This window comes from Azospirillum soli (assembly GCF_017876165.1).
Lineage (GTDB): Bacteria > Pseudomonadota > Alphaproteobacteria > Azospirillales > Azospirillaceae > Azospirillum > Azospirillum soli.
Map to the genome: position 1 here is coordinate 84,524 of NZ_JAGINQ010000009.1, position 24,554 is coordinate 109,077.

The following is a 24,554-nucleotide window of genomic DNA, read 5'->3' on the forward strand; positions in this document are numbered from 1 at the left end:
ATTCAACTCACTTCACCCCACTGAACAAACGGCTGAACCGCAGATCGAACGGCCAGCGCCACACCTCGAAGAAGCGGGTCCCGTCCTCCAGCGAGAAGAACAGGAATTCGGCGCGGCCGACCAGATTTTCCAGCGGCACATACCCCACCTGCGCCGGCACACGGCTGTCGAGCGAGTTGTCGCGGTTGTCGCCCATCATGAAGACGTGGCCCGGCGGCACCTTGAACACCGGCGTGTTGTCCAGGGGGCCGTTGTCCGTCTCTTCGATGATGCGGTGGGTGCGGCCTTCCGGCAGGGTCTCGATGAACTGCGCGACGCGCACCTCGCGGCCCAGCGCGTCCTTGGTGACGAAATCCTCGATGCGCTCGCGCTTCACCGGCTGGCCGTTGATGATCAGAACGCCGCCGCTGACCTGCACCGTGTCGCCGGGCAGTCCGACGACGCGCTTGATGTAATCGGTCTTGTTGTCGCGCGGCAGCTTGAAGACCGCCACGTCACCGCGCTCCGGCGCGTGGCCCAGGATGCGCCCCTCGAAGACCGGGAAGCCGAAGGCCACCGTGTATTTGCTGTACCCGTAGGAGAACTTGGACACGAACAGGTAATCGCCGATCAGCAGCGTCGGGATCATCGAGCCCGAGGGGATGTTGAACGGTTCGAACGCGAAGGTGCGCACGCCGAAGGCGATGATCACCGCATAGAAGACCGTCTTCACCGTCTCGGCAAAGCCGCCTGCATCCTTCGTTTTGCCGGTAACGGCGGTTTCTTTGTTCATGGTCATGCGGGGGAAGCCGTCGAGCTGGTGATGGGGGTATCGGCCGGTTCGGCGCTGATGATGACGAAGGCCTCGGCCATCGGATATTCGTCGGTCAATGTGACGTGAATGCGGGCCTGCATGCCCGGCGGCGTGATCGCCTTCAGCCGCTCCAGCGCCCCGCCCGTCAGCGTCATCGTCGGCTGGCCGGAGGGCAGGTTCACCACCCCCATGTCGCGCCAGAACACGCCGGCCTTGAACCCGGTGCCCAGCGCCTTGGAACAGGCCTCCTTGGCGGCGAAGCGCTTGGCGTAGCTGGCCGCCCGCGCGCTGTGCCGTCCGGCGGCGCTCGCCCGCCGCTCCGACTTCGCGCGCTCCACGTCGGTGAAGATGCGGTCGATGAAGCGGTCGCCGAAGCGCTCCAGCGACTGCTCGATGCGGCGGATGTCGATCAGGTCGTTGCCGATGCCCAAAATCATGCGCGCCCCATCACACCCGAGAATCCTTCATCAGGGCGCGCATGCGCTGGATGGCGTTGCCGAGCCCGACGAAGATCGCCTCGCCGATCAGGAAATGACCGATGTTCAGCTCCACGATGGTCGGGATGGCCGCCACGGCGCCCACCGTCTCGTAATTCAGCCCATGCCCGGCGTGGCATTCCAGCCCGATGGCCTCGGCGTGCGCGGCGGCGCGAACGATGCGCGCCAACTCCGCCTCGCGCTCCGTCCCGGCCGGCGCGTCGCAATAGGCGCCCGTGTGCAGTTCCACCACCGGCGCGCCCAACGCCTTCGCTGCGTCGAGCTGCGCCGGCTCTGGGTCGATGAACAGCGACACCCGCACGCCCGCGGCCCCCAGCTCGCTCACATAGCGCGTCAAGTAATCGTAATTGCCGACGACGTCCAGCCCGCCTTCCGTCGTCACCTCGGTCCGCTTCTCCGGGACGAGGCAGCTGGCGTGCGGCCGGGTGCGCAGAGCGATGCCCAGCATCTCCTCCGTCGCTGCCATCTCCAGGTTCAGCGGCAGAGCGACCTCGGCCCGCAGCCGTTCGATGTCCGAATCGATGATGTGGCGCCGGTCCTCGCGCAGATGCGCGGTGATGCCGTCCGCCCCGGCCTCGGCGGCAAGCTTCGCGGCGCGCACGGGATCCGGGGCACGCCCGCCCCGCGCGTTGCGGACGGTCGCCACATGGTCGATGTTCACGCCGAGACGAAGAGGACGGGGCATAAGGCGAGACTCCGGAATCCCACCGTCCCCGCGCAAGACCGGCGGGGCTCGGTGTTCCCGTCTATATAGCGGTGGTGCGGCGTCCCGTCACGCCCTCATCCCCGGAGAGGCGATCACGCCACGACGATCCGCGCCCCGAGCGCCTTCAGCTCGTCCATCGGCGGATTGTTGCGCGGCCACACCAGATCGGCCCCGTCGCCCTCATAGCGCGGCACAACATGGATATGAATGTGCGGCACCGTCTGCCAGCCCGCCGCCTTGTTGGCCTGAAGCAGCGTGATGCCCTCGGGCTCGAACGCCGCCTGCACGGCCTTCGCCACCCGGTGCACGGTGCGGAACAGCGCCGCCGCCTCGTCCTCGCTCACATCCAGGATCGTCGGCGCCGGCCGTTTCAGCGCCACCAGCACATGGCCGGGATTGACCTGCCCCGCGTCCATGAAGGCGAAGGTCTGTTCGTCCTCATAAACCTTGGCGCAGGGCAGTTCGCCAGCGATCAGGCGGCTGAAGATGGTCGTTTCGGACATGTTTCCTCCCTTCCAAGCCCGTTGGCCGGGCAATTCCATTCCAGAACCCTGCACACCGGGGCGGACATTGCAAGGAATAGGATACCCAGGACCCTGCCACCATCCCGACAACCCACCTGTACGATAGCGTCCTTGACAACCGCATCTTCCCCATTGACGCGATTTGATTGTCATAGGAATTATTGAAATACGAACATTTCTGGAGACATATCCCGCCTTGCGAGCGGCAGGCGGCCCGGAGCACGCGCGTTCACACGACTGTCCGTTGCGTTCGATTCACCCAAACCCGCCGGCAAACCACCCAAAACCGAATGGCCGATCTTTCGGCCTCCATGCAGCGAGGAATAACATGCCCAATTACGTGTCGTTTACCTCCGCTGGGGGATCAGCCACGCTCGACAACACGGATATTACTGGCTTCACCGCCATCGAGGTTCACTTTCAAACCACCTACAAGAAATACCAGCCGATTCTCAGCGCCATCTCCTATGGGTACATGGGCCAAAACGGCTATTTCTGTCTCTACCTGAAAGAAGGAAATCAAATCGGAGCCCGCTACTGGCATTACAGAACGGAGAACGCAACCGCAAGCTGGACTCCGTCCGTAACCTTAACCGACGGCGAATGGCACCAGATCGCCGTCAGGCTGGAGAACGGCCAGCTCACCTTCTATGTGGACGGCGTTCCGCAGACCTTGGACAAGAAGCTCCAGACGCAGCCTTTCTCACTTCCCATCGAGGTCGGCGGCAACATCGTCCTTGGAAACTTCAACTGGGATCAAGGATCGGACCTCAACGGCAGCTTCCTTGGCAACATCACCGAGGTCCGCGTTTGGAATAACCGGCAGAACTTCGTGCCGACTCCCTTCGCTCCCGTCGGCCCCGATGCCGCGGGTCTGGTGAATTACTGGCCTTTCTGGAGCAACTACGGCAGCCGGGCCAAGAATCTCGATGTCGCCACGGCCGTCAGCAAGCCGACGCCGGCAACGCTGAAGAACTGCACCCTCGCCTACTCCGCGTCGCAGATCTTCTACGATCCGTGGAACGAAGCCGTCCTCAACGCCCCGCTCCAGGCCTTCCCGTCCTTGAACGACGGGCTGCAGAGACTGGCGGTCCATGATCTGCTGAACCAGCTCGCCAAAAATGGGACCATTCAGGCTGCCGAGGCTGACCTGACGGCGTTCCGGACAAAGCTCTACCCGAATCCGGTGAAGATCACCCCCAGCACGCTGCCGTCCGCCATCGACCACGCCACCCCGAACACTCCCAACGGCAGTGACGCCGCACTTTACGCCAACGCCTTCAATACGGTGAAGGAGCAGCTGCTCAAGGAGATTCACACCCTTCAGTCGGTTTATGAGTACGCCAACCTCGCCACCCAGTTCGCGAATTCCTACTACAACAACGTCTCCACGGCCCTGGCGAACGCTTATTCCGCCAACGTCGCGCCCCAGACGGCGTCGGTATCGGTCGATCTCGACACCGGCTTGGAAATCTCCAAGGCGCTTATGGAATTCCTGCTGTGCGCCGTTGCCGCCCCGGTCCCCGCGCTGGCCGGCGAAGGCGCCTTGACCAACGGAAACGGAAACGAAGACGAGGAGGTGGAGCCCGGCGAAACCGGTTCGGCGGCGATGGCTCTGATCTTCGCCCTGATGCGCTTTGCCATTCCGAAAGACGACTCGGCCAGCATCCTTTACGAGATGAACAAACGCCTGATCGGCACCTGCGCCACGCTGCGCACCAGCGTCATCTCCACCTACAACGATTACGTCGGCAACGTGAACTCGACTGCGGTCGCAATTGCCAAGGATTGGGGCAAGCTTTCCCTGCTCCACGATCATTCGGACGATTTCGCCTTCCCGTTCTACCCGCCCACAAGGCAGCTTCTGGACGGGGTGCTTCAAGCCAACGAAATCGCGTTCTGCAAATCGATCCTGCCGACCCAGTATGCCCGCTGGGAATTGGTGGATGTTCCCGGAAACGCGATGAAGGACATCCATTTCAACGGAGCCGACATTCTCGACCCGTATCTAAGCACGTTCAAGAACGAGGGCGGACACTGGAACTTCTACACCATCGCCAACTTCAACCGTGACCCGAACGTCAACGGCTTCACCTCGGCTCCGTCGCGAGAACTGGTGGACTTCCTCAAGAAACGCAGCGTGACCACCGACGATCTGCTGTGGCGCTGGCCGTTCGCTCAGAACATCTATCAACAGAAGATGTGACTGGGGCCGTAGCTTGCCCATCTCCCTTATCCGCCGGGTCCCAGCGGATAAGGGAGAGGCTCTCAAAACCCCTGCGGTCAGCGCCCCCGCGCCCGGTCCACGGAGTTGATCGCGGGGGTCGCCCGCAACGCCGCCATGATGTTGGTCAGGTGCTTGGCGTCCTTCACGTCGATGTCGATCAGCAGCTCGAAGAAATCGGTGTTCCGGCTGGTGATCTTCAGATTCGTGATGTTGCCGCCGTTCTTGCCGATGACCGTGGACAGCGTACCCAGCGATCCCGGTTCGTTGTTCACCACCAGCGTGATGCGGCCGACATGCTCTTCGGGGTTGTCGGGGCCGATGTCCCAGGCGACGTCGATCCAGCGCTCCGGCGACTCGTGGAAGCTCTCCAGCGTTTCGCAGTCGATGGTGTGGATCGTCACGCCCTTGCCCGTCGTCACGATGCCGACGATGCGGTCGCCCGGCAGCGGGTGGCAGCAGCGGGCGTAATGCACGGCCATCCCAGGGATCAGCCCCTTGATAGGCAGGGGCGAATCCTTGCCCTTGTGCTTGGGCTTCGGCTTCGGGATGGTGATCGCGTTCTTGTCGTCGCCTTCCTTCGGCGTCGGAACGTGCGGCTTGTGACCGGGGAAGACGGCGTGGAAGACCTCGCGGCCCGAATGCAGACCGGACCCGACGCTGGCCAGCAGATCCTCGGAACTCGGCTGCTGGAAGATCTTGATGACCCCGTCCAGCGCCTTTTCCGAGAACTCGTAGCCTTCCGCCTTGAACTGGCGTTGCAGGATCGCGCGGCCCAGTTCGACGTACTGCGCGCGCTGTTGGGTGCGCAGGAACTTGCGGATGCGCGCCCGCGCCTTGCCGGTGACGACGAAGCGCTCCCACCCCGGAACGGGCGTCTGCGCCTTCGACGTGATGATATCGACCTGATCGCCGTTCTGCAGCTGCGTGCGCAACGGCAGCATGCGCCCGTTGATCTTCGCGCCGACGCAATGGTCGCCGACCGCCGAGTGCACCGCGTAGGCGAAATCCACCGGAGTCGCCCCGCGCGGCAGCGCGATCAGATCGCCCTTGGGCGTGAAGCAGAACACCTGATCCTGGAACAGTTCCAGCTTGGTGTGCTCCAGGAACTCCTCGGGCTTCTGGGCGTGCTCCAGGATGTCCAGCAACTCGCGCAGCCAGCGGTATTCGCGGGCTCCGGTGCGCGGCTGGCCCTGCTTGTAGGCCCAATGGGCGGCAACGCCCAGCTCGCCGATCTCGTGCATCTCGCGGGTGCGGATCTGCACCTCGATGCGGTTGCGCTCCGGGCCGATGACGCCGGTGTGCAGCGAGCGGTAGCCGTTCGGCTTGGGCGTGGAAATGTAGTCCTTGAAGCGCCCCGGCACGACCGGATAGTTGGCGTGGATGACGCCCAGCGCCTGATAGCATTCCGGCACCGTCTCGACCATGATCCGGAAGGCCATGATGTCGGACAGCTGTTCGAAGCTGACGTTCTTGCGCTGCAGCTTGCGCCAGATCGAATAAGCGGTCTTTTCGCGGCCCGTCACCGTCGCGTCGGGCAGTCCATCCGCCGCCAGCGTCTCGCGCAACTCGTCGATGATGCGCTGGACGCGGTTCTCGCCTTCCGACCGCAGGCGGGCCAACTGCGCCAGGATGCTGTCGCGGGCGTCCGGGTTCAGCTCGGCGAACGCCAGATCCTCCAGCTCGTCCTTGACCTGGTGCATGCCGATGCGCTCGGCCAGCGGCGAGTAGATCTCGATGGTCTCGCGGGCGATGCGCTTGCGCTTGTCCGGGTTCTTCAGGTGGAACAGCGTGCGCATGTTGTGCAGCCGATCGGCCAGCTTCACCAGGAGGACGCGGATGTCCTCCGACATGGCCAGCACCAGCTTGCGGAAATTCTCCGCCTGCTTGGCCTGCTCGCTGTGCATCTCCAGCCGCGACAGCTTGGTCACGCCATCGACCAGCCGCGCGATTTCCTTGCCGAAGAGCTTCTCGATGTCCTCCAGCGTGGCGACCGTGTCCTCGACCGTGTCGTGCAGCAGCGCGGTCGCGATGGTGCCGGCGTCCAGCTTCAGCTGGGTCAGGATGCCGGCGACCTCCAGCGGGTGGAGGAAGTAGGGATCGCCCGAGGCGCGGGTCTGCGACCCGTGCGCCTTCATGGAGAAGACATAGGCGCGGTTGAGCAAATCCTCGTCGGCCGAGGGGTCGTACGCCCGGACGCGTTCGACAAGCTCATATTGCCGGATCATGCCACCGGACCCGGCGCACCAAGCGCCTTGTTAGCGTTGAGACGAAAAGGGGGCCTTTCGGCCCCCGTACCCTCGCGAGCGGCCAGGATCAGATGTCCCCGTCGGCATCGCGCCCGACGACATCATCCTCCGTCATGCCGAAGGCGGCCTCGGGGTCGCCGTCCATGTCGGAGAGCATGTCCTCGCCTTCGCCGACCTCTTCGGCCTCGCTCATGCCGTCCTCGTCGTCCAGCGAGTTGTCGCTGCGCGCGGCCCAGTCGTGCTCGCCGGCCATCAGCTCGACGATCTCTTCCTCGGGCTCGTCCGGCTCGACGTGCTTCTGGTGGCCCTTGATCAGGGAGTTCTTCAGGTGATCGAGCGACACCGTCTCGTCCGCGATCTCGCGCAGGGCAACGACGGGGTTCTTGTCGTTGTCGCGGTCGATCGACAGCGGAGCGCCGGACGCGACTTCACGCGCGCGCTGGGCCGCCATCATCACCAGCTCAAACCGGTTCGGAACCTTGAGGACGCAATCTTCGACGGTAACGCGGGCCATACCAAACCAACTCCGGGATCTGCGAAGGCATTTGAATATATTGATCGGCCAGCGTCGGCGCAAGCGCTTAGAACCTGAATCGGACCCGCCCGCCGTACTCCGCCCGCACCCGCAGCCGCAAATCCGCCCCCTTGCTCCGGCGAAGACGACACCCTAGTTTCTACATCTGGCGCACCGCAATTTCGCGTACGCCGAAGATATAATACAATCACTTGTAGAAGGAATACGACATTGGAACGCAATGCAACTTTGCCGAAGGATGTTACAAAACTTTTTTATAAAGAAGAACGACTGGCAATGTTCATCGACGGCGCGAATTTGTACGCCGCCGCCCGCGCTCTCGGCTTCGACATCGATTACAAGCGGCTTCGCGACGGCTTCGCTTCCGAAGGGCGGCTGATGCGCGCCTTTTATTACACCGCCCTTGTCGAGGATCAGGAGTATTCGCCGATCCGGCCGCTGGTCGACTGGCTGGACTACAACGGCTACACGATGGTGACCAAGCCGACCAAGGAATTCACCGACGCGTCCGGCCGCCGCAAGATCAAGGGCAACATGGACATCGAACTCGCCATCGACGTCATGGAGATGGCCGAGCATGTCGATCACATCCTGCTCTTCTCCGGCGACGGCGACTTCCGCCGGCTGGTCGAGGCGGTTCAGCGCAAGGGCGTGCGCGTCAGCGTCATCAGCACCGTGCGCTCCCAGCCCCCGATGGTCGCGGACGAGTTGCGCCGTCAGGCCGACAACTTCATCGAGCTTCAGGACCTCGCCCCCAGCATCGCCCGCGTCCATCATCACCGCGACCCGGTGATGAACGCCGGCGGCATGGGCGGTGGGATGGGCGGCGGTCACGACCAGGGACCGAACGGCCTCTACGACAACGTCTGATCCCGCACCGGCGCGGCGCTGAAACGATTGGGATTAGCGCCGCGCCAGCGCCGGCTTCAACGCCTTGGCCGGCAGCGCGAACATCATCATGTAGGTGCGCTGGAGCGCGCTGCGGTTGTCGTCGGACACGATATAGACCATCGTCTCCTCATCCGGCCCCGGCCGCACCGCGATCCCTTCGAAGTTGTCCACCAGCAGCGGCGGTTCCAGCCGTGCCAGCTCCACACCATCTATGACCGCGCCCGGCCGCAACGCGTCGGCCGGCACATGAACGATTCGCGCCGCCCAGCCGCCCAGCAGAGACACGTATCGTTCCAGAACCAGCGCGCTCCCGTCCGGCAGCGGCGCCGCCCCGGTCGGGCGGAATCGCGGCGCCGTCCGGTAGGTCAGCGCCTGCCAGTCGCCGCGCGCCTTCAGCCCCGCTTTGCCGATCCAGGCGCGGTGCTCCACGACTCCGTCGTCATTGCCTTCCTCGATCACCAGCAGCCGCCCATTCGCCAGGGCGGCCATCGCCTCCGGCCCGCCGTTGGGCGGCGCGTCCTCCAGCCCCGGCGGGGTGGGCAAGGGCGCCGGTTCGCCTTCCGGACGCTCCGGGCCGGAGCGGTAGCGCAGAATGCGGTGATTCCGTTCGAAGGACACCAGCCAGGAACCATCGACCAACCGCGCCAGCTCCTCTGAATCGTTCATGCGGCCCGTTCGCCCCTTGCGCTCATCAAGCGGCAGATCCCGTGCCGCGAAGTCGCCGGCCCCGACCAGCTGTCCCGCCGCGTCGTAGGCCAGCCGGCCCGTCAGCGTCCGTCCATTGTCGCTGATCGCCACAAAGCGGTTGCCGTCGCCGCTCACCCATAAGCCGGACAGCCCACCCACGCCGCCGCCGTCGGGCAGCTCGATAGCCCCTCGAAAGTGCAGGGCGCCGACCTCCGCCGCCTCTGGGCGCTGCTTGTCGAGCGCCACCGGGAAAGCGCGCTTCGATTCGCCAACACCGGCCGCCGCGACGCAGCCGCCGGCCACCGCCAGCACGGCCAGAACGGAAATTGTCAGATTTCTCATGCGCATGAAGGCCACTGAAGCACGGCCCATCCGATCTGGAAATGCCTTTTCGGGCGTGCCACATCATGTCGAGGCCATAGGCCCCCTGCCCCGCCCGGCCGGAGGATCTATGCGCCCCGAGGTACTTCCTCAGAACCAATCCGAGAGCGGGGGGAAGCGCATAAATTGTTCTCGACCTTGTAGAACTCGTCCCGTCCGAACAGAGATTCGCGTGATGTCGATGCCCCCCCGGCACCAGCCGGCCGCCCTGCCCCCGGATCGTCCCGCCACCGGTCCGGACGCGCCGGAGGACCCGCTCGCCCTCCGCATCCGGGAGCTGGAATCCGAACTGCGCGAGCTTCAGCACCGCGCCAAGAACAGCCTGCAGCTGGTCATCAGCCTGCTGAAGCTCCAGGCCGGCCGCATCCGCGATCCGGACGCCCGCGCCGCCTACGAACAGACGCTGGTGCGAATCGAGGCGTTGGCCATCCTCTATCGGCAGCTGCACGAATCCGGCTCGGGCACCCACGTCGGCCTGCAACACTATGTCGAGGCCCTGGCCGACGCGGTGAAGCACGGCACGCCCGGCGGTCTCGCCAACGTCCCCATCGAGATCAAGTCCGACCCGATCCAGATCGGCCTTTACGAGGCGATGCCGCTTGGCCTCATCATCGCCGAACTGCTGACCAGCAGCCTGCATCACGCCTATCCGGAGCAGGGCTGGATCCGCATCAGCGTGACGCAGGAAACCAGCAGCCGCGCCCGATTGACCGTGGAGGACAACGGCCGCGCCCTGCCCGCCGGCTTCGACACCACGGCAGAAGACGGCCTGATGCTGGCCGAGGCGCTTGCCGCGCAGTTGGGCGACACCCTGTCCACCGACAGCGACGCCGCCGGCACCACCGCCAGCGTCAGCTTCCCGATTTAGCGTATCCCTTCAGGGGTGGTCGTGATGGTCATGCGGGTGTTCGGGCGCCGGGGCAGCCTTCACCGTTCCAGCGAAATAGTCCCGGATCGCCTGAACGGGATCGGTTTCCACCGTCGTCACCGGCTCGATGCCGCGCCGCCGCATGTGATTGATGAAGCCCTGCCCCGAAGAGCCGGTCACCACCACCTGAACCTCGTCGATCGGGTGCGGACGGCCGTCGCCGGCCACATGCAGCACCTCGTCCTCGCCCAGCTCGATACGCTTGACCTCGACGGGCACGCCGCCGGCCTCGGCCTCCAGCACCAGAAAGCGCCGGGCGCGTCCCCCGTGGGTGGCGATGGTTCGGAAATCCTGGGTGGCGACGGCGAACTTCATGCGGCATCTCCCTCATGGCGTGCACGCCACCGTGGCACGACGGATTGTCGTGCACACTGAGGGAAATCAATGAAGGTCAGAGGATGTCGGTTTCGTCGGAGCGGATGACGTCCGTCCACTTGCGCTCCAGCCGGCGCAGCGTGCGGTAGGTCACCTCGAAATCCTGAGTGTCGTCGTCGGTGCGGATCAGCCCCTCGGAATGCAGCGAGGCCATGCGGCGCAGCTGCTCGCACAGCTCCGTGCCCTTGGCCGACAGCTTCAGGCGGGCGGCGCGCTTGTCGCGCGGCGAGGCGGAGCGGTCCACATAGCCCGTATCCACCAGCTGCTTCAGATTGTACGACGCGTTGGAGCCCAGATAGTAGCCGCGCTCGATCAGGTCGCGCACGCTGATCTCTCCGTTGGAGATGTTCAGCAGCATCATCACCTGCACCGGACTGATGTCGTCGATGCCGATGCGGCCCAATTCGATCCGCAGCACGTCCAAGAATCGGCGGTGCATCCTTTCGATGATGCGGGCCACCTCATGATACATCTGGGTGGCCGTCGCCTTGTCCTTGCGCGCGGCGTCTTCGTTCTGTGGCTGGGCGAGCGTGGACATGGGTCTTTGGTTCTTCTTTGATGGCTCTGGAACCGCCTTCTTCAAGCAAATCACCCTAGGGAGCTAACTGTTTAAGATATGTTAACTCTGAGGGGCGAAAGTGCCGGCCGTCCGCAACACTCTCCGCCCTGCCTCTCATCAGGCCATCATCGACGGTTGCGCATGTTCACGACTTGTCACGGCCCCTTCGACCGTTCACGCTTCTCTCGCCGGCTGCGCGCCGCCGCGCTGGTCGCCGCTCTGTCGGCGCTTCCGCTCGCCGGCTGCGGGACATTCGGCGACGAGGCCGCCAAACCCGCCGCGACGCAGAGCCAGAACGCCAGCTACGGCTCGCTGATGCGCATCGCCGCCCAAGCGCAGGCGCAAGGTGACCTAAACACCGCCAGCACGCTGTTCGGCCGCGCCCACGAGACCATGCCGGACAAGGTGGAACCGCTGCTCGGCCTCGCCGCCGCCCTGACCGACCTCGGCCGCCCGCGCGAGGCGCTGGACGCCTGGCGCACCGCCCTGACCCGCGAGCCGACCAACGGCGACGCGCTGCGCGGCTACGCCCGCACGCTGATCGCCATGGACCAGCCGGAGGAAGCGGCCCGCCAATACGCCTCCCTCCTCAGCCGCGAGCCGAAGGACGTGCGCGCCCTGACCGGCCTCGGTGTCGCCAAGGACATGATGGGCGACCACGCGGGCGCGCAGCAGCAGTATCAGTTGGCGTTGACCCTGGCGCCCAAGGATCGCTCCGCGCGCAACAACCTGGGTTTCTCGCTTCTGGTGTCCGGCAAGCCGACCGAGGCGATCACCATCCTGGAACCGCTGGCCCGCGACCCGGCCGCCACCGCGCAACAGCGCCAGAATCTGGCGCTCGCCTACGGCCTCGCCGGCCGCGACGAGGAAGCGGCGCGGATGGCCCGCCTGGATCTCGACGATGCGTCGGTGCAGAAGAACCTTGCCTACTACCGCGAGGCCCGCGCGACCGGCGCCATCCCCGACGACGCCATACCGAATCCGATTGCCCCCAAAGCCTCTCCGCGCCCCAAGGTCGAGCCATCCAAGGAACGTGGGCGGTCGTAGGGGCAAGGCCTCCCTTATGTGTTCATAAGCGCCGGAAACTCACCCTCCCACGGCCTTGCCTCGGCTCCCTCCCTTGTCCGCCCCGCGCCCACGCGGAGCATCGGAGAACGGCATCGCCAGCAGGCTCAGCAAACCCAGCTTGCCCTGCTCCTGGTGGTCGGCGAGGCCGAGAACGGCGCCCTGGTGGCCGCGTTTCGGCGGGGCGCGGTGGTAGGTGCCGCAGAGGCGGTCCCACACCGACAGGAAGAAGCCGTAGTTCGTGTCGGTCTCCGTCCGGTCGATGGAGTGGTGGACGCGGTGCATGTCCGGCGTGCACACCATCCAGCGCAAAGCGGCGTCGAGCCACTCCGGCAGGCGGACGTTGCCGTGGGTGAAGACGGCAGACCCGTTCAGCACCGCCTCGAACAGCAGGACCACCCAAGGATCCGCGCCGATGGCCACGACGACGGCGGCCTTGAACAGCATCGACAGCAGAATCTCGATGGGGTGGAAACGCAGCCCCGATGTCAAGTCGATGTCGAGATCGGCGTGGTGCACCCGGTGCAGCCGCCACAGAACCGGCACGGCGTGTGATGCGACGTGCTGGAGGTAAACGGCGAAATCCAGGATCAGGAAGGCCGCGACCGCCTCCGCCCAGAACGGCAGGTCCACGAGGTTGAACAGACCCCAGCCGCGCGCCTGGGCGTACATCGCCGTGGCGAAGGCCAGCGCGCCGATGGTGACGCGCAGAATGACCACGTCCAGCACGACGAGGCCGAGGTTGATGCCCCAGCGCCGCCAGCGGCTCACCCGCAGCGGGCGCTTCGGGAAGGCGAACTCCAGCAGTCCGACGGCGACGAAGATGCCGGCGAAGATGGTCAGGCGCAACGCGGCTTCGCTCATGGTGCGTCCCTTCGGGGTCCTCACATCCATATCGGCGCGGTCGGGACCTTGTACCAGAATGGCCCGGCAAAGACTGCGCGTTGCCGGTGAGAAACTTCCCGGTCGCAAGGAGGAAATTGCCGCGACACATCGTGCACCCGATGTCACAAGAACAACCAACCCTTTGTCACGTCTTTGTTTTTGACCGGTGTGACCACTGGCACCGGCTTTGCGATGGGAAGGACGTGCCTACGGGCACCGAAGAAACCCTGGCCAAAGGAAACGAGACCATGTCTTTCCATGCCACCCCCATCCGGATCTGCATCGCCGCCTCTGTCCTGGCCCTCGCCGCCATGCAGCCTGCGGTCGCCTCGACCAGCGGTTCGGTCAAGTTGCAGGGTAATGTTGCGCTGAACTGCTCTGTGGCGGTGACCGACCTCAACCAGACCCTGAACCTTGTCGGCGGCGAGAGCGCGCGGCAGGTCGGTACGGTGGTGGAGAACTGCAACAGCGGCACCGGCTATACGATTTCGCTCAGCTCGGCCAACGGCGGTCAGCTGAAGAACAGCAACAACGCGACGGTGAGCTATCAGGTGGCCTACGACGGCCAGGGCGGCACGCTCGGCAGCGCCATGTCGGTGACCCGTTCCACCGCCCAGTTCGCTAAAAGCGTCCCGCTCGCCGTGTCGCTCAGCGCCAACGCCAACGCCATCGCGGGCAGCTATTCGGACACGGTGACGATCACCATCGCCGCGAAGTGATGGGCGCGGTGAAGTGATGGGCGCCGCCAAGTAATGGGCTCCGGATCGGCGCCGAAGGGATTGCCCGCCCGTCGCGGTTGTCTCTTTGGCGCCGGAGACCAGTTGGTGTATGGTCCGCCTATCCGGACTATAACCAACGATCTGATCCATGAACGGTTTTCGCCTGCTGGGCTCCGCCTTCGTCTTCACATGCCTCCTCCTGGCCCAGGTGAGCCCGGCCAGCGCCTTCCGTCTGGTGCCCATCGAAATGGAATTCGCCCCGAGCGGGCGCGGCGCCACGCAGATTTTCCGCCTGGAGAACGACACCGCCGAACCGGTCGCCATCGAAGTCTCGCTGATGACCCGGCGCATGACCGAGCAGGGCGAGGACCAGCTGGAGCCGGCCGGCGAAAATTTTGCCATCTTCCCCGAACAGATCGTCCTCCAGGGCAACCAGAGCCAATCCGTGCGCGTCCAGTGGATGGGCAATGCCAACCCGTCGCAGGAGCTGGCCTTCCGTCTGGTCGCCGAACAGCTGCCGGTGGACCTGGGCAAGGCCCCGCTGCCGGGCGGGCAGGTGCGCCTGCTGGTGCGCTACGTTGCGTCGGTCTACGTGACGCCGCAAGGCGCCAAGCCCGATCCGGTCGTGACCTCGGTCGCGCCGCAGGGCAAGGCGTTGGCGGTGACCGTCACCAACCGCGGCACCTCCCGACAGATCCTGCGCGACGCGACGCTGACCGTCACCGGCGGCGGCAAGACCGTGACCCTGCGCGGCGAACAGCTGACCGGCTTGCTCGGCGAGAACGTGCTGGCCGGGGCGACGCGCCGCTTTTCCATCCCTCTGCCCGCCGGTCTCCCCCAAGGACCGCTCAGCGCCACCCTGGCCGCCGCCCCGCGCTGACCGCGAAGGGGAAGGCCGCCTTGGGCCGTGCGCGGGACGAAGGACGCCTTTCCATAGCCCCTCCCCCCTCTTCCACGGGGGAGAGAGGGGCTTTGTTGCTCCTCGCCGTCGCTCTCTGCTCCCTCGCCCTGCCCGCTCACGGCCAGACGCCCGCCAAATCCACCGAGGACATCTACCAGCAAGTCTTCGGCAAGAAGAAGGGCGCCTCCGCCACGGCTTCGGCCGTGCGGGACATGATGGTTCCGGTGCTGGTCAACGGGCGTGAGGCCGGAATGGTGCCGGCGCGAATCGCCGCCGACCCCAAACAGACCACCGTCGCCCTGCGCCCGCTGCTGGAAACGCTGGCACCGCTGGTGCAGCCGGCCGTCCTTGAGAAGCTGCGCGCGGTGAAGGAGGAGCAGCTCCCCCCTGCCCGGCTGGCCGGGAACGGCATGGACATCGCCTATGAGGCGACAGAGATCGCGGTCGTCGTCAAGCTGGATCCGGAGGCGCGCAAGACCGTCGATCTCGACCTCGGCGGGGCGCCGCGTCCGCCGACCGGCAACATGGCGCTGGAACCGGCGGATTTCAGCGCGCTGACCAACATCACCGTCAACGAGGAGTGGATCTCCTACTCCGACAACCGGCCGAACGGCGGCCGCCGGCCGTTGCGCACGGCGTTCGCGCACGCCCTGAACGTCGGCGGCTTCGTGGTGGAAGCGAACACCTTCTACCAGGAGGACGGGTTCGACCGCTGGCAGCGCGGTGACGCGCGCGCCACGGTGGATTGGACCGACGCCGCCGTCCGCATCAGCGCCGGCGACGTGACCTTCCCGGTCAGCGGCTTCCAGGCGGGGCAGCGGATCGGCGGCTTCGTGGTCGGACGCAACTTCGCGCTTCAGCCCTACACCCTGTTCCAGCCGGCCGGGCAGCAGGAATTCGTGCTGACCTCGCCGTCCGTGGTGGACGTGCAGGTGAACGGACGGCCGACGCGCAGCTACCGCCTGCCGGCCGGTCCCTACAGCTTGCGCAACTTCCCCGGCACGCTGGGCGCCAACGACGTGACGGTCCGCATCACCGACGAGTTCGGGCGGACGCAGACCATCGACGTGCCCTTCTTCTTCGACAGCCAGCTGCTGGGCGAAGGGGTGCATGACTTCACCTACGCCGGCGGCCTGCCGACCACGGTCAACCAGGGGACCTACCGCTACGATCGTGGCCAGCCGACCGGTTCGGCCCGCCACCGCTACGGCGTCACCGACCAGTTGACGCTGGGGCTCAACGCCCAGGGCAACCCGGACCAGCGGATGTTCGGGGGGGAGGTGCTGTTCGCCTCCCCCATCGGCACCATCGGGATCGAACCGGCGGTCAGCGACGGGCGGACGCTGCCGCGCGATTACGCGGTGCAGATCAACTACCGCAACTTCACCACCGGCGACCAGTTCTGGAAGCAGCGCACGGTGACCGCCCTGGCGACGTGGCGCGGGCCGAATTTCGCGCAGTTGGGGACGACGCAGCCGCGCAATCCGGTGAAGCTGGACCTCGGCGGGCGGATCACCCAGCCTCTTGCCGACTGGGTGACGGCCAGCGTCAGCGGACGCTACCAGTATTCGCGCGATCCGACGCTGAGCGACACCTCGTCGGTGGAACTGGCGCTGCGCACGCGCATTGCGCCGGGCGCCTCCGTCGATCTGTCCGTGGAGCAGAGCCGGCGCACCAACGGCGAGATGGAAACGGCGATGTTCGCCAGTCTGCGCTATTCCTTCGACGGCAGCCGCCAGACGATCGGCGCACGCACCGACACGCGCAACCAGTCGCGGGAGCTGGACTGGCGCCTGCGCAGCACGGAGATGACCAACGCCCTGGACGCCGGCCTGCGGGTGCGCCGGGACCGCGACGGCTATGGCGCGGACGGCGACGCCTCCTTCCTGCACCAGCGCTTCACCGCCAACGCGCGCAGCACCTACCTCAGCCAGTTGAACGACTCGGGCACCGGGATGAGCCCACGCAGCTATGACCGCAGTTCGGCTTTGACCTTCTCCACCGCGCTGCTGTTCGCGGACGGCTATGTCGGCGTGTCGCGGCCGGTGAACGACAGCTTCGCCATCGTGGCGCCGCACCCAAGGCTGGCTGACAAGCAAATCGGCGTCGATCCCTACAACCAGCGCTACGCGGCGGAGACCGACCTGCTCGGCGCGCCCGTGCTGCCCGATCTGTCCGCCTACCGGCAGCGCGCCTTCCTGCTGGACGTGCCGGACGCGCCGGTCAGCTATGACCTGGGCAACGACCGGCCGGTGCTGGTCCCGCGCTATCGCAGCGGCACCGTGGTGCCCATCGGCACCGACGCCACCGCCAGCCTGTCGGGCGTTCTGAAGGGCGAGGACGGCAAGCCGCTGGGGCTTCAGTCCGGCGTGCTGCGCCCGGCGGACGGAAGCGGTGCCGCGGAGATCGCCTTCTTCACCAACCGCCAGGGCCGATTCCGCGTCGAGGGCGTGCGGCCGGGGCGCTGGACTCTGGTGATCCATGGGATGGAAGACCGGCCAAAGACCCTGACGGTCCCGGCGGACGGCGACACCATCGATTTGGGGGAGGTCAAGCCATGATGACGCGCATCCGTTTTGCCCTGGCCGCCGCGAGCCTGCTCTCCCTGTCCGGCGGGGAGGCGTTCGCCTGTGCCGAGTTCAAGAGCCTGCCCGACATCGTTTTTTCCAGCCCCTACGATCCCTTTGCGGCCACGCAGGCGCCGCGCACGGTGACCATCCGCGTCGGCGGCACGGAGAGCGGTTGCACCGTGGGGATCGGTGTGGATGGCGGGCAGAACGGCGGGCGACGGATGAGCGGCCCCGGCGGCGGATCCCTGCGCTATGAGATCGTCGGGTCGGACGGCCGGCCGGTTCCCGACGCCCCGGCGACGGCCGACAACGGCCTTCTTGTCGAGCGCATTCCGGGCAAAAGCCGCCTGGACGTCGCCGCCTACGCCATGATGCCCCCGGGACAGACGCCATCGTCCGGCGGCTACAGCGACCAGCTGACCTTCAACCTGTATGAGATGAGCGACGGCCAGCCCGGTCGGCTGCTCGATTCCCACACGGTGTCCGTTCAGGCGTCGGTCAGCGGCACGATCCAGAGCACGCTGGTCGTCGGCGGCCAGCGCGGCGACCTCGGCGGGCGCACCGCGACGCTGGAGTTCGGCGAACTGGAGACCGGTAAGAGCCTGACGTTCGGCCTGGAGGTGACCGGCAATACTCCCTATCAGGTGACGCTGGAATCGCAGAATCGCGGCCATTTCACCGGGCTGGACACCGGCATCACCGACGCCCGCATCCCCTATACGCTGACGATGGACGGCCGCACGGTGGGCCTTGGCGGGCCGTTCGACCTGCCGGTGTCCTCCCCCACCGATTCGGGACGGCGCAGCAACGAGCACGGCTTCGAGGTGAGGGTCGGGAATACCGAACGGGCATTGGCCGGGCGCTACAGCGATGCCATCACTGTCACCGTGTCGGCGAATTAACGTCCTTTTACGATCTCCCGGCCCAAGCTGAAGCATTCTTGGGATGGGAGGCCGCCATGGCGCGCTTCGGAAAGATTGCCGCGAGCGGTTTTGTGGTCGGGATCGTGGCGGCTGGAGCGGCCGCCCTGGCCGATGGTCCGTCGAGCAGCGGGCGCATCCGCATCGTCGGCGAGGTGCCGACCGTCTGTACCGTCGCCGTGACCGAGCGCGGCACCCCCCTCGATCTCTCCCGCGGCATCGAGCGCGTGCCCGTCGCCACGGTGGAGGAACGCTGCAACACCGCCGCCGGCTACAGCGTCACGCTGACCACCCAGAACGGCGGCCAGCTTCGCACGGACAATGGTGCGGCCGGCGTTCCCTACAGCATCAGCTACGACGGCGCCACGCGGTCTGGGGCCGGCATGGTCGCCAACCGCGCCGCCTCTCCCCAGCCGCAGAACCGGGAACTGTCGGTCAGCGCGGCGGCTCCCGACAAGCTCCCGTCCGGCACCTACCAGGACACGATCACCATCACGATCGCCGGGAAGTAAAGGACCTTCAGGCCGGCTTGGCCTGAAGCTCGCGGAAGCCGATCAGGCGGCGGCTGTCCTCGTCGAACAGGGCGAGACGAACCGTCTTCAGGCTTTCCTTCAGGCTGATCGACCGCACGGCCTGGAGTTCCGGAATCGACCGGTGGCAGTCGCGCAGCCGGTAGTTCGGCACGCGGGACGCCAGATGATGCACATGGTGATAGCCGACGTACGCGGTCATCCAATGCAGCCAGCGCGGCAGGTCGTAGAAGGAGCAGCCGTGGATGGCCGCCTCGTGGAAGTCCCATTCCGGCTCGTGGCGCCAATAGACGCTCTCGAACTGGTGCTGGACGTAGAACATCCAGATGCCGACCGTCGCCGCGATCAGCACCACCGGCAACCACACCTTCAGCACCGGCCCAAGGCCGAAGACCATGGCGAAGAGGGCCAGCACCACCAGGATCATGGCGTTGGTGGTCAGGACGCTGACCCAGGCCTTGCGGTCGCGGACCTGATCGCCCAGCGGAAAGCGGAATTTCCACAGGAACAGAAAGGTCGGCCCCAGGCCGAACAGGACCAGCGGGTGCCGGTAGAGACGATATCGGAAACGCTGGAATGGCGTCAGCGCCAGATACTCGCGCACCGTCAGCGTGTCGATATCGCCGGTGCCGCGCTTGTCCAGGTTGCCGGAGGTGGCGTGGTGGATGGCGTGGTCGCGCCGCCACATCTCGTAGGGCGTCACCGTCAGCACGCCCAGGCAGCGGCCGACCCAGTCGTTCGCCTTCGCCGAGGCGAAGAAGGCGCCGTGACCGCAGTCGTGCTGGAGAATCCACAGCCGCGCCAGGAACAGCGCCGCCGGCACGGCCAGCAGAAGAGTCAGCCAATAGCCGACCGACAGGGTCAGGCCCATCACTGTGATGATGCCGGCCAGCGGGATCAGCGTGCTGGCGAGTTGCCCGACGCTGCGGGCGACGCTGGGGTCCTTGTAGGGGGCGGTCCGTTCGGCCCAGAAGCGCGCCTGACGCTTGCGGGCTTGGTTGTCGTTCGCTTGGTGGGTTTCGGTCGTCGAAACGGTGGCGCTGGCGGGCGCCCCGATGGCGGCTGAAGTCATTGCTGAGAAATTCCCGGTGGTCAGGTGCGCAAACAGTCGGGTTTGGTCAGTGGGTGGTACTACATTCCGACAATCTAGCGTATGCCAGCGGGAAGGGCGTCTTAAATTTTATCCGACTTGCCCTCTCGGGCTTAAGCTATGCCGTAGCGCCGGCCAGCCTCGATCGTCAGCCCCAGGCCGACCGAGCCGAAGATGTTGCCCTCCACCACGCGCGCACCCGGTACCTCGGCCAGGATGGAAGCGCGGACCTGCGGCAGCAAGGTCGAACCGCCGGTCAGGAACACCGCGTCGATGCGCTCCGCTCGCGTGCCGGCCTCGGCCAAACAGGCGCGGACCCGCGCGCCGATGCGGCCGGCGAGGGTGCCGGTGGCTTCGTTCAGTTCCGTCACCGTGACCGGGCGGGTCAGGTCGCCGTTGCCCCAGTCGAGCGCCAGACCGGCCTCCGGCCCATCGGACAAGGCGATCTTGGTCCTCTCCACCGCCATGGCCAGCGCGTGGCCCAGCCGGTGTTCGACTACGCCGATCAGCCGCTCGATCCGGTCGGGGGCCGCCGAATCGCGGTGCAGCCGCTCCAGTTCCGCCATGGCCTTGGCGGTGTAGAGGAAGTTGATCTTCGACCAGGTCGCCAGATCGAGGAACAGATGCTTGGGCGCCAGCAGGCCGGCGCGCTTCATGGCGCTGCCGTGGCCGAGCAGCGGCATGGCGGTGGCGAGGCTGAGGTCGCGGTCGAAGTCGGTGCCGCCGACGCGGATGCCGTCGTTGGCCAGGATGTCCTCGCTGCGGTCGGCCTTGCCGCGCCGGTCCGGGCCGATGCGCACGATGGAAAAGTCCGAGGTGCCGCCGCCGATGTCGGCGATCAGGGCCAGTTCCTCCGCGTTCACCTGCTGCTCGTAGTCGAGCGCGGCGGCGATGGGCTCATACTGGAAGGAGATGGCATGGAAGCCGACGGAGCGGGCGATTTCGCCCAGCGTCTCCTCCGCCGCCGCGTCGCCGGCCGGGTCGCCGTCCACGAAATGCACCGGGCGGCCGAGCACCACGTCGGTCAGTTCGCCGCCCTGAGCGGCCTCGGCGCGCTCCTTCACAGCCTTCAGGAAGGTGGCGATGACCGCGCGGAAGCTGATGCGGCCCTTGCGCAGCGCGGTGTCGGCATCGATCAGGTCGGTGCCCAGCATCGACTTGATGGAGCGCATCAAACGCCCCTCGATACCGGACACATAGGCGTCGATGGCCGCCTGCCCGACCGTGACCTGATCGGCCTCGAAATCGAAGAACAGGGCGCTGGGCAGCGTCGAACGCTCACCGTCGAGCGGCAGCAGACGGAATTCGCCGTCCGCCCGGATGCCGAGGGTCGTGTTGGACGTGCCGAAGTCGAGGCCGCAGGCCGTCATGGGAACCCCCGCCGTGAGAAAAGGGGCGACGCTTTAACGGGGTCCGGCCTCCGGGTCAAGCCGTTCAAAAGCCGAGGGTGTGTTCGACCAAAATCTTCGTGCCAATGGCGATCAGGCCCAGGCCGCCGATCAGTTCGGCGCGCTGGCCCAGCAGCGGGCCGGCGGCGCGGCCCATCAGGACGCCGCCCGAGGCCATGCCGAAGGTCACGACGCCGATCAGCAAGCAGATGCTGACGATGTCCACGTCAACCACGGCCAGCGACACGCCCACGGCGGCCGCGTCGATGCTGGTGGCGACGGCGGTGAACAGCAGCGCGCCCAGCGCCGTGCGCCCGTCGCCATCGCCACCAGCCTCGTCCTCTTCGTCGCCGAACAGGCTCTCCCAGACCATCTTGCCGCCGACGCCGAGCAGCAGAAGGAAGGCGATCCAATGATCGACCTCCTGCACGAAGGTGGCGAAGGTCAGGCCCAGCGCAAAGCCGATGGCCGGCATGGCAAGCTGCACGCCGCCGAAGCAGGCGCCCACGCGGAACGCCTCCCACAGGCCGGGGCGGCGCAGGCAGGCGCCGGTCCCGAGCGCGGCCGCGAAGCTGTCCATGGACAGGCTGAAGGCGAGGATGAGGGCGGTCGCGATGGTCATGGGGCCAGCCGGCACGGGGAATAAGGCGGCGCGACGGCTAGCAGACTATGAACAGCTGTTCAAATACATTTGCTGGGGTTTTATGGAAGATTGGCTTACTGCCGCCTTCCCGCGCGTAGCGGGACGGTGCGGGTACCCTCGCCTTGCGGCGAATCGGCCCTTACCGGCGTGTCGGACAGCAGTTCCTTGATCGGCACGCCCAGCATGTCCTCGTGGCTCTTTTCAGCCTGTTCGAGAAGCTGCGCGGTGCGCTCCTGCCAGGGCAGCTCCAGCCCGCCGAGGCCGCGCACAGACCCGCGAATGCCGATGCCCAGCGCCTTCATCAGGTCGTAGAGGGACGATTCGCCGAGGTCGCGCGTCACCACCCAGGCGTTCCGGGTCGTGTGCGCAACCCAATGGGCGTCGCGCAATTGCTCCAGAATGCCGTCGATCAGCACCGTTCCGACCGGCACCCGCCCGACCAGCGTGCGCCGACGCAAGCCGACGCCGAGGCGGCTGGCGTCCATCAATTCGTGCAGCACCGCCAGCGCAAGGCCCAGTCGTTGAGCCGGCAGCAGCCCTTCCGGCCCACCGCGCGTGATCTTGCCGGCCCGCCATTCGGGAAGGGAGGCGGTGACCACCGCACCGAACAGCACCGTGGACCAGGCGATGTACAGCCAAAACAGGAAGATCGGCACCGTCGCCAGCGCGCCATAGATGGTCTGGTAGGCGGGGAATTCCCGCATGTACCAGGCGAAGCCCGCCTTCGACGTTTCCAGCAGCAGGGAAGCCACCGCCCCGCCGCAGGCCGCGTCCAGCCAATAGACCTCCCGGTTTGGGATGATGAGGTAGAGCAGCGTGCAGCCGATCAGCTGAAGCACGAAGGGCAGCACCGCGCCGATGCCCACCAGCGGGTCGGTGAAGTCCTCCAGATGCGCGAACTGCAACGCGGCCCACAGCGTGCTGGACAGCGACAGGCTGGCCCCGGCGAACAGGGGCGTCAGCGACACCACCGCCCAGAAGGACAGGATGCGCGTGATGTAGGAACGCGGCTCCTTCACCCGCCAGACGGTGGCGAAGGAGCCCTCGATGGTCCAGATCAGCAGCACCGCCGAAACGGCCAGCCCGACGACGCCGAAGATCGGCATCTGCCCGGCGTTGGCCATGAAGGCGCCGAGATATTCCAGGATCGCGTCGCCGATCTCCGGCACCAGATTCTTGAAGATGACCGTCTGGATTCGCGTCTGCAACGCGCCGAAGGCCGGAAAGGCCGAGAAGATGGCGAAACCGATGGTCATCATCGGCACCATCGCCAGCAGCGACGTGTAGGTCAGCGACGCCGCCGTCTGGAAACAATTGTCGTTGTAGAAGCGGACCGCCGAATAGGCGATGAAGCTCCAGGCCTCCCGAATGCGGGCGAGCACGCGGCGGGGCTTCGGCGTCCACCGTTCAGTTGCGGCCATGGAACGCCTCCCGCCCTGGGTTCACCGGATCGCTTTTGACCGGATCGGTCTTTCGTGTAGGATGCCGCCCACTTTTCAAAGCATAGCAGTGATTCACGAGGTTCCGATGTCCAACCCGAAGCCGCTCATGGACGGCAAGCGTGGCCTGATCATGGGTGTGGCGAACGACCGTTCGATCGCCTGGGGAATTGCGTCCACCCTGGCGCAGCACGGCGCCGAGCTGGCCTTCACCTACCAGGGCGACGCCCTGCTGAAGCGCGTGAAGCCGCTGGCCGATCAGGTGGGCTCGCGTCTGGTGCTGCCGTGCGACGTGACCGACGAGGCCAGCATCGACGCGACCTTCGCCGCCATCGAAGCGGAATGGGGAAAGCTGGACTTCGTGGTTCATGCGATCGCGTTTTCCGACAAGAGCGAACTGGACGGTCTCTACCTCAACACAACGCGGAGCAACTTCCTCCGCACGATGGACGTCTCCTGCTACTCCTTCACCGCGGTGGCGCAGCGCGCCGTGCCGCTGATGACGGAAGGCGGCAGCCTGCTGACGCTGTCCTACTATGGCGCCGAACGCGTCATGCCGCACTATAATGTGATGGGCGTGGCGAAGGCGGCCCTCGAGGCCAGTGTGCGCTACCTCGCTGTCGATTTGGGCGGGAAGGACATCCGCGTCAATGCCATCTCGGCGGGTCCCATCAAGACCCTGGCGGCGAGCGGCATCGGCGATTTCCGCTATATCCTGAAGTGGAACGAGCTGAACGCGCCGCTGAAGCGCAACGTCACCATCGGCGAGGTCGGCGGCGCCGGCCTGTTCCTGCTGAGCGATCTCGGCACCGGCGTGACCGGCGAGGTGATGCACGTCGACGCCGGTTACCACACCGTCGGCATGGTCGCGGTCGACGCGGCGGCCGAGGTCGGGCAGCTGCTGGGTTCGCTCGGCGCCGGCGCGACGAAGGGTTGATAAACGGAAAGGTGGCGAGCGGGAAATATTGTTGCGACCCGCTTGCCACTTTTGATCGATGCGAACATTAAACATTCGTTGACGTAACCTGCCGTCCAACTATCCTCCGCGCCCGAGA

The 24,554-nt window shown here is 66.1% G+C and carries 24 protein-coding genes; 10 read left to right on the forward strand and 14 right to left on the reverse strand.

What is annotated here, in order from left to right:
- Window positions 1-7: 7 nt before the first annotated feature.
- From lepB to J2852_RS15855, 4 genes are all read right to left on the reverse strand, one after another.
- Window positions 8-778, reverse strand: a complete 771-nt coding sequence (gene lepB, locus J2852_RS15840; RefSeq protein ID WP_209877166.1) for a signal peptidase I — start codon at window positions 776-778, stop codon at window positions 8-10.
- On the reverse strand, window positions 775-1,230 hold the full coding sequence (acpS, locus tag J2852_RS15845) for a holo-ACP synthase (protein WP_209877168.1): 456 nt from the start codon (window positions 1,228-1,230) through the stop codon (window positions 775-777). The genes lepB and acpS overlap by 4 nt, the downstream gene beginning before the upstream one ends.
- Before the next feature lie 10 nt (window positions 1,231-1,240).
- On the reverse strand, window positions 1,241-1,975 hold the full coding sequence (locus J2852_RS15850) for a pyridoxine 5'-phosphate synthase (protein WP_209877170.1): 735 nt from the start codon (window positions 1,973-1,975) through the stop codon (window positions 1,241-1,243).
- A 113-nt stretch (window positions 1,976-2,088) separates the two neighbouring features.
- On the reverse strand, window positions 2,089-2,499 hold the full coding sequence (locus tag J2852_RS15855; RefSeq protein ID WP_209877172.1) for an HIT family protein: 411 nt from the start codon (window positions 2,497-2,499) through the stop codon (window positions 2,089-2,091).
- A 349-nt stretch (window positions 2,500-2,848) separates the two neighbouring features.
- Here J2852_RS15855 and J2852_RS15860 point away from each other — a divergent pair, with 349 nt between their 5' ends.
- Window positions 2,849-4,726: a LamG-like jellyroll fold domain-containing protein gene (locus tag J2852_RS15860; protein ID WP_209877175.1), complete on the forward strand. Its 1,878-nt coding sequence runs from the start codon at window positions 2,849-2,851 to the stop codon at window positions 4,724-4,726.
- Between the two features lie 77 nt (window positions 4,727-4,803).
- Here J2852_RS15860 and J2852_RS15865 read toward each other — a convergent pair whose 3' ends face one another.
- Both J2852_RS15865 and rpoZ read right to left on the reverse strand, forming a co-directional pair.
- Window positions 4,804-6,972: a RelA/SpoT family protein gene (locus tag J2852_RS15865; protein WP_209877178.1), complete on the reverse strand. Its 2,169-nt coding sequence runs from the start codon at window positions 6,970-6,972 to the stop codon at window positions 4,804-4,806.
- A gap of 88 nt (window positions 6,973-7,060) precedes the next feature.
- Entirely contained in the window at window positions 7,061-7,507 is a 447-nt protein-coding gene (rpoZ, locus tag J2852_RS15870) for a DNA-directed RNA polymerase subunit omega (RefSeq protein ID WP_209877180.1), read from the reverse strand.
- 297 nt (window positions 7,508-7,804) lie between these two features.
- On the opposite strand from rpoZ, the gene J2852_RS15875 reads away from it, so the two are divergent.
- Window positions 7,805-8,398 carry a LabA-like NYN domain-containing protein gene (locus J2852_RS15875; protein ID WP_246499706.1) on the forward strand — a complete coding sequence of 198 codons (594 nt, stop codon included), beginning with the start codon at window positions 7,805-7,807 and terminating at the stop codon, window positions 8,396-8,398.
- Window positions 8,399-8,431: 33 nt separating this feature from the next.
- On the opposite strand, the gene J2852_RS15880 is transcribed toward J2852_RS15875, so the two are convergent.
- Window positions 8,432-9,448, reverse strand: a complete 1,017-nt coding sequence (locus tag J2852_RS15880) for an esterase-like activity of phytase family protein (RefSeq protein WP_246499708.1) — start codon at window positions 9,446-9,448, stop codon at window positions 8,432-8,434.
- 214 nt (window positions 9,449-9,662) lie between these two features.
- Between J2852_RS15880 and J2852_RS15885 the strand changes: the two genes are divergently transcribed.
- Complete coding sequence (locus J2852_RS15885; RefSeq protein ID WP_209877184.1) at window positions 9,663-10,355, forward strand: sensor histidine kinase; 693 nt, start codon at window positions 9,663-9,665, stop codon at window positions 10,353-10,355.
- A 9-nt stretch (window positions 10,356-10,364) separates the two neighbouring features.
- Here J2852_RS15885 and J2852_RS15890 read toward each other — a convergent pair whose 3' ends face one another.
- Both J2852_RS15890 and J2852_RS15895 read right to left on the reverse strand, forming a co-directional pair.
- Entirely contained in the window at window positions 10,365-10,730 is a 366-nt protein-coding gene (locus J2852_RS15890; protein ID WP_209877186.1) for a NifB/NifX family molybdenum-iron cluster-binding protein, read from the reverse strand.
- A gap of 76 nt (window positions 10,731-10,806) precedes the next feature.
- Window positions 10,807-11,328, reverse strand: a complete 522-nt coding sequence (locus J2852_RS15895) for a MarR family transcriptional regulator (RefSeq protein ID WP_209877188.1) — start codon at window positions 11,326-11,328, stop codon at window positions 10,807-10,809.
- Between the two features lie 162 nt (window positions 11,329-11,490).
- Here J2852_RS15895 and J2852_RS15900 point away from each other — a divergent pair, with 162 nt between their 5' ends.
- Window positions 11,491-12,396 carry a tetratricopeptide repeat protein gene (locus J2852_RS15900; RefSeq protein WP_209877190.1) on the forward strand — a complete coding sequence of 302 codons (906 nt, stop codon included), beginning with the start codon at window positions 11,491-11,493 and terminating at the stop codon, window positions 12,394-12,396.
- Between the two features lie 39 nt (window positions 12,397-12,435).
- On the opposite strand, the gene J2852_RS15905 is transcribed toward J2852_RS15900, so the two are convergent.
- The gene (locus J2852_RS15905) at window positions 12,436-13,278 is read right to left on the reverse strand and encodes a sterol desaturase family protein (RefSeq protein WP_209877192.1); all 843 of its coding nucleotides are present in this window, start codon (window positions 13,276-13,278) and stop codon (window positions 12,436-12,438) included.
- A 269-nt stretch (window positions 13,279-13,547) separates the two neighbouring features.
- Here J2852_RS15905 and J2852_RS15910 point away from each other — a divergent pair, with 269 nt between their 5' ends.
- The 5 genes from J2852_RS15910 (at window position 13,548) to J2852_RS15930 (ending at window position 18,921) form a co-directional block, all read left to right on the forward strand.
- Complete coding sequence (locus tag J2852_RS15910) at window positions 13,548-14,018, forward strand: spore coat protein U domain-containing protein (protein WP_209877194.1); 471 nt, start codon at window positions 13,548-13,550, stop codon at window positions 14,016-14,018.
- A 148-nt stretch (window positions 14,019-14,166) separates the two neighbouring features.
- A complete protein-coding gene (locus J2852_RS15915; protein ID WP_209877196.1) occupies window positions 14,167-14,898 on the forward strand; it encodes a fimbrial biogenesis chaperone in 732 nt (243 codons plus the stop codon).
- A 95-nt stretch (window positions 14,899-14,993) separates the two neighbouring features.
- The gene (locus J2852_RS15920; RefSeq protein ID WP_209877198.1) at window positions 14,994-17,480 is read left to right on the forward strand and encodes a fimbria/pilus outer membrane usher protein; all 2,487 of its coding nucleotides are present in this window, start codon (window positions 14,994-14,996) and stop codon (window positions 17,478-17,480) included.
- The gene (locus tag J2852_RS15925; RefSeq protein ID WP_209877200.1) at window positions 17,477-18,391 is read left to right on the forward strand and encodes a spore coat protein U domain-containing protein; all 915 of its coding nucleotides are present in this window, start codon (window positions 17,477-17,479) and stop codon (window positions 18,389-18,391) included. Before J2852_RS15920 ends, J2852_RS15925 begins: the two co-directional genes overlap by 4 nt.
- A gap of 56 nt (window positions 18,392-18,447) precedes the next feature.
- A complete protein-coding gene (locus tag J2852_RS15930; RefSeq protein ID WP_209877202.1) occupies window positions 18,448-18,921 on the forward strand; it encodes a Csu type fimbrial protein in 474 nt (157 codons plus the stop codon).
- Between the two features lie 7 nt (window positions 18,922-18,928).
- Here the strand turns inward: J2852_RS15930 and J2852_RS15935 are convergent, their stop codons facing one another.
- The 4 genes from J2852_RS15935 to J2852_RS15950 all read right to left on the reverse strand — a co-directional run bounded on the left by J2852_RS15935 (window position 18,929) and on the right by J2852_RS15950 (window position 23,481).
- Window positions 18,929-20,011 (reverse strand): fatty acid desaturase, encoded by a 1,083-nt coding sequence (locus J2852_RS15935; RefSeq protein WP_209877204.1) that lies wholly within the window; start codon window positions 20,009-20,011, stop codon window positions 18,929-18,931.
- Between the two features lie 131 nt (window positions 20,012-20,142).
- The gene (locus J2852_RS15940) at window positions 20,143-21,399 is read right to left on the reverse strand and encodes an Hsp70 family protein (RefSeq protein WP_209877206.1); all 1,257 of its coding nucleotides are present in this window, start codon (window positions 21,397-21,399) and stop codon (window positions 20,143-20,145) included.
- A gap of 64 nt (window positions 21,400-21,463) precedes the next feature.
- A complete protein-coding gene (locus J2852_RS15945; protein ID WP_209877208.1) occupies window positions 21,464-22,039 on the reverse strand; it encodes a manganese efflux pump MntP in 576 nt (191 codons plus the stop codon).
- 95 nt (window positions 22,040-22,134) lie between these two features.
- Window positions 22,135-23,481, reverse strand: a complete 1,347-nt coding sequence (locus J2852_RS15950) for a YihY family inner membrane protein (protein ID WP_209877210.1) — start codon at window positions 23,479-23,481, stop codon at window positions 22,135-22,137.
- Window positions 23,482-23,587: 106 nt separating this feature from the next.
- On the opposite strand from J2852_RS15950, the gene fabI reads away from it, so the two are divergent.
- The gene (gene fabI, locus J2852_RS15955) at window positions 23,588-24,436 is read left to right on the forward strand and encodes an enoyl-ACP reductase FabI (protein ID WP_209877212.1); all 849 of its coding nucleotides are present in this window, start codon (window positions 23,588-23,590) and stop codon (window positions 24,434-24,436) included.
- Window positions 24,437-24,554: the final 118 nt, after the last annotated feature.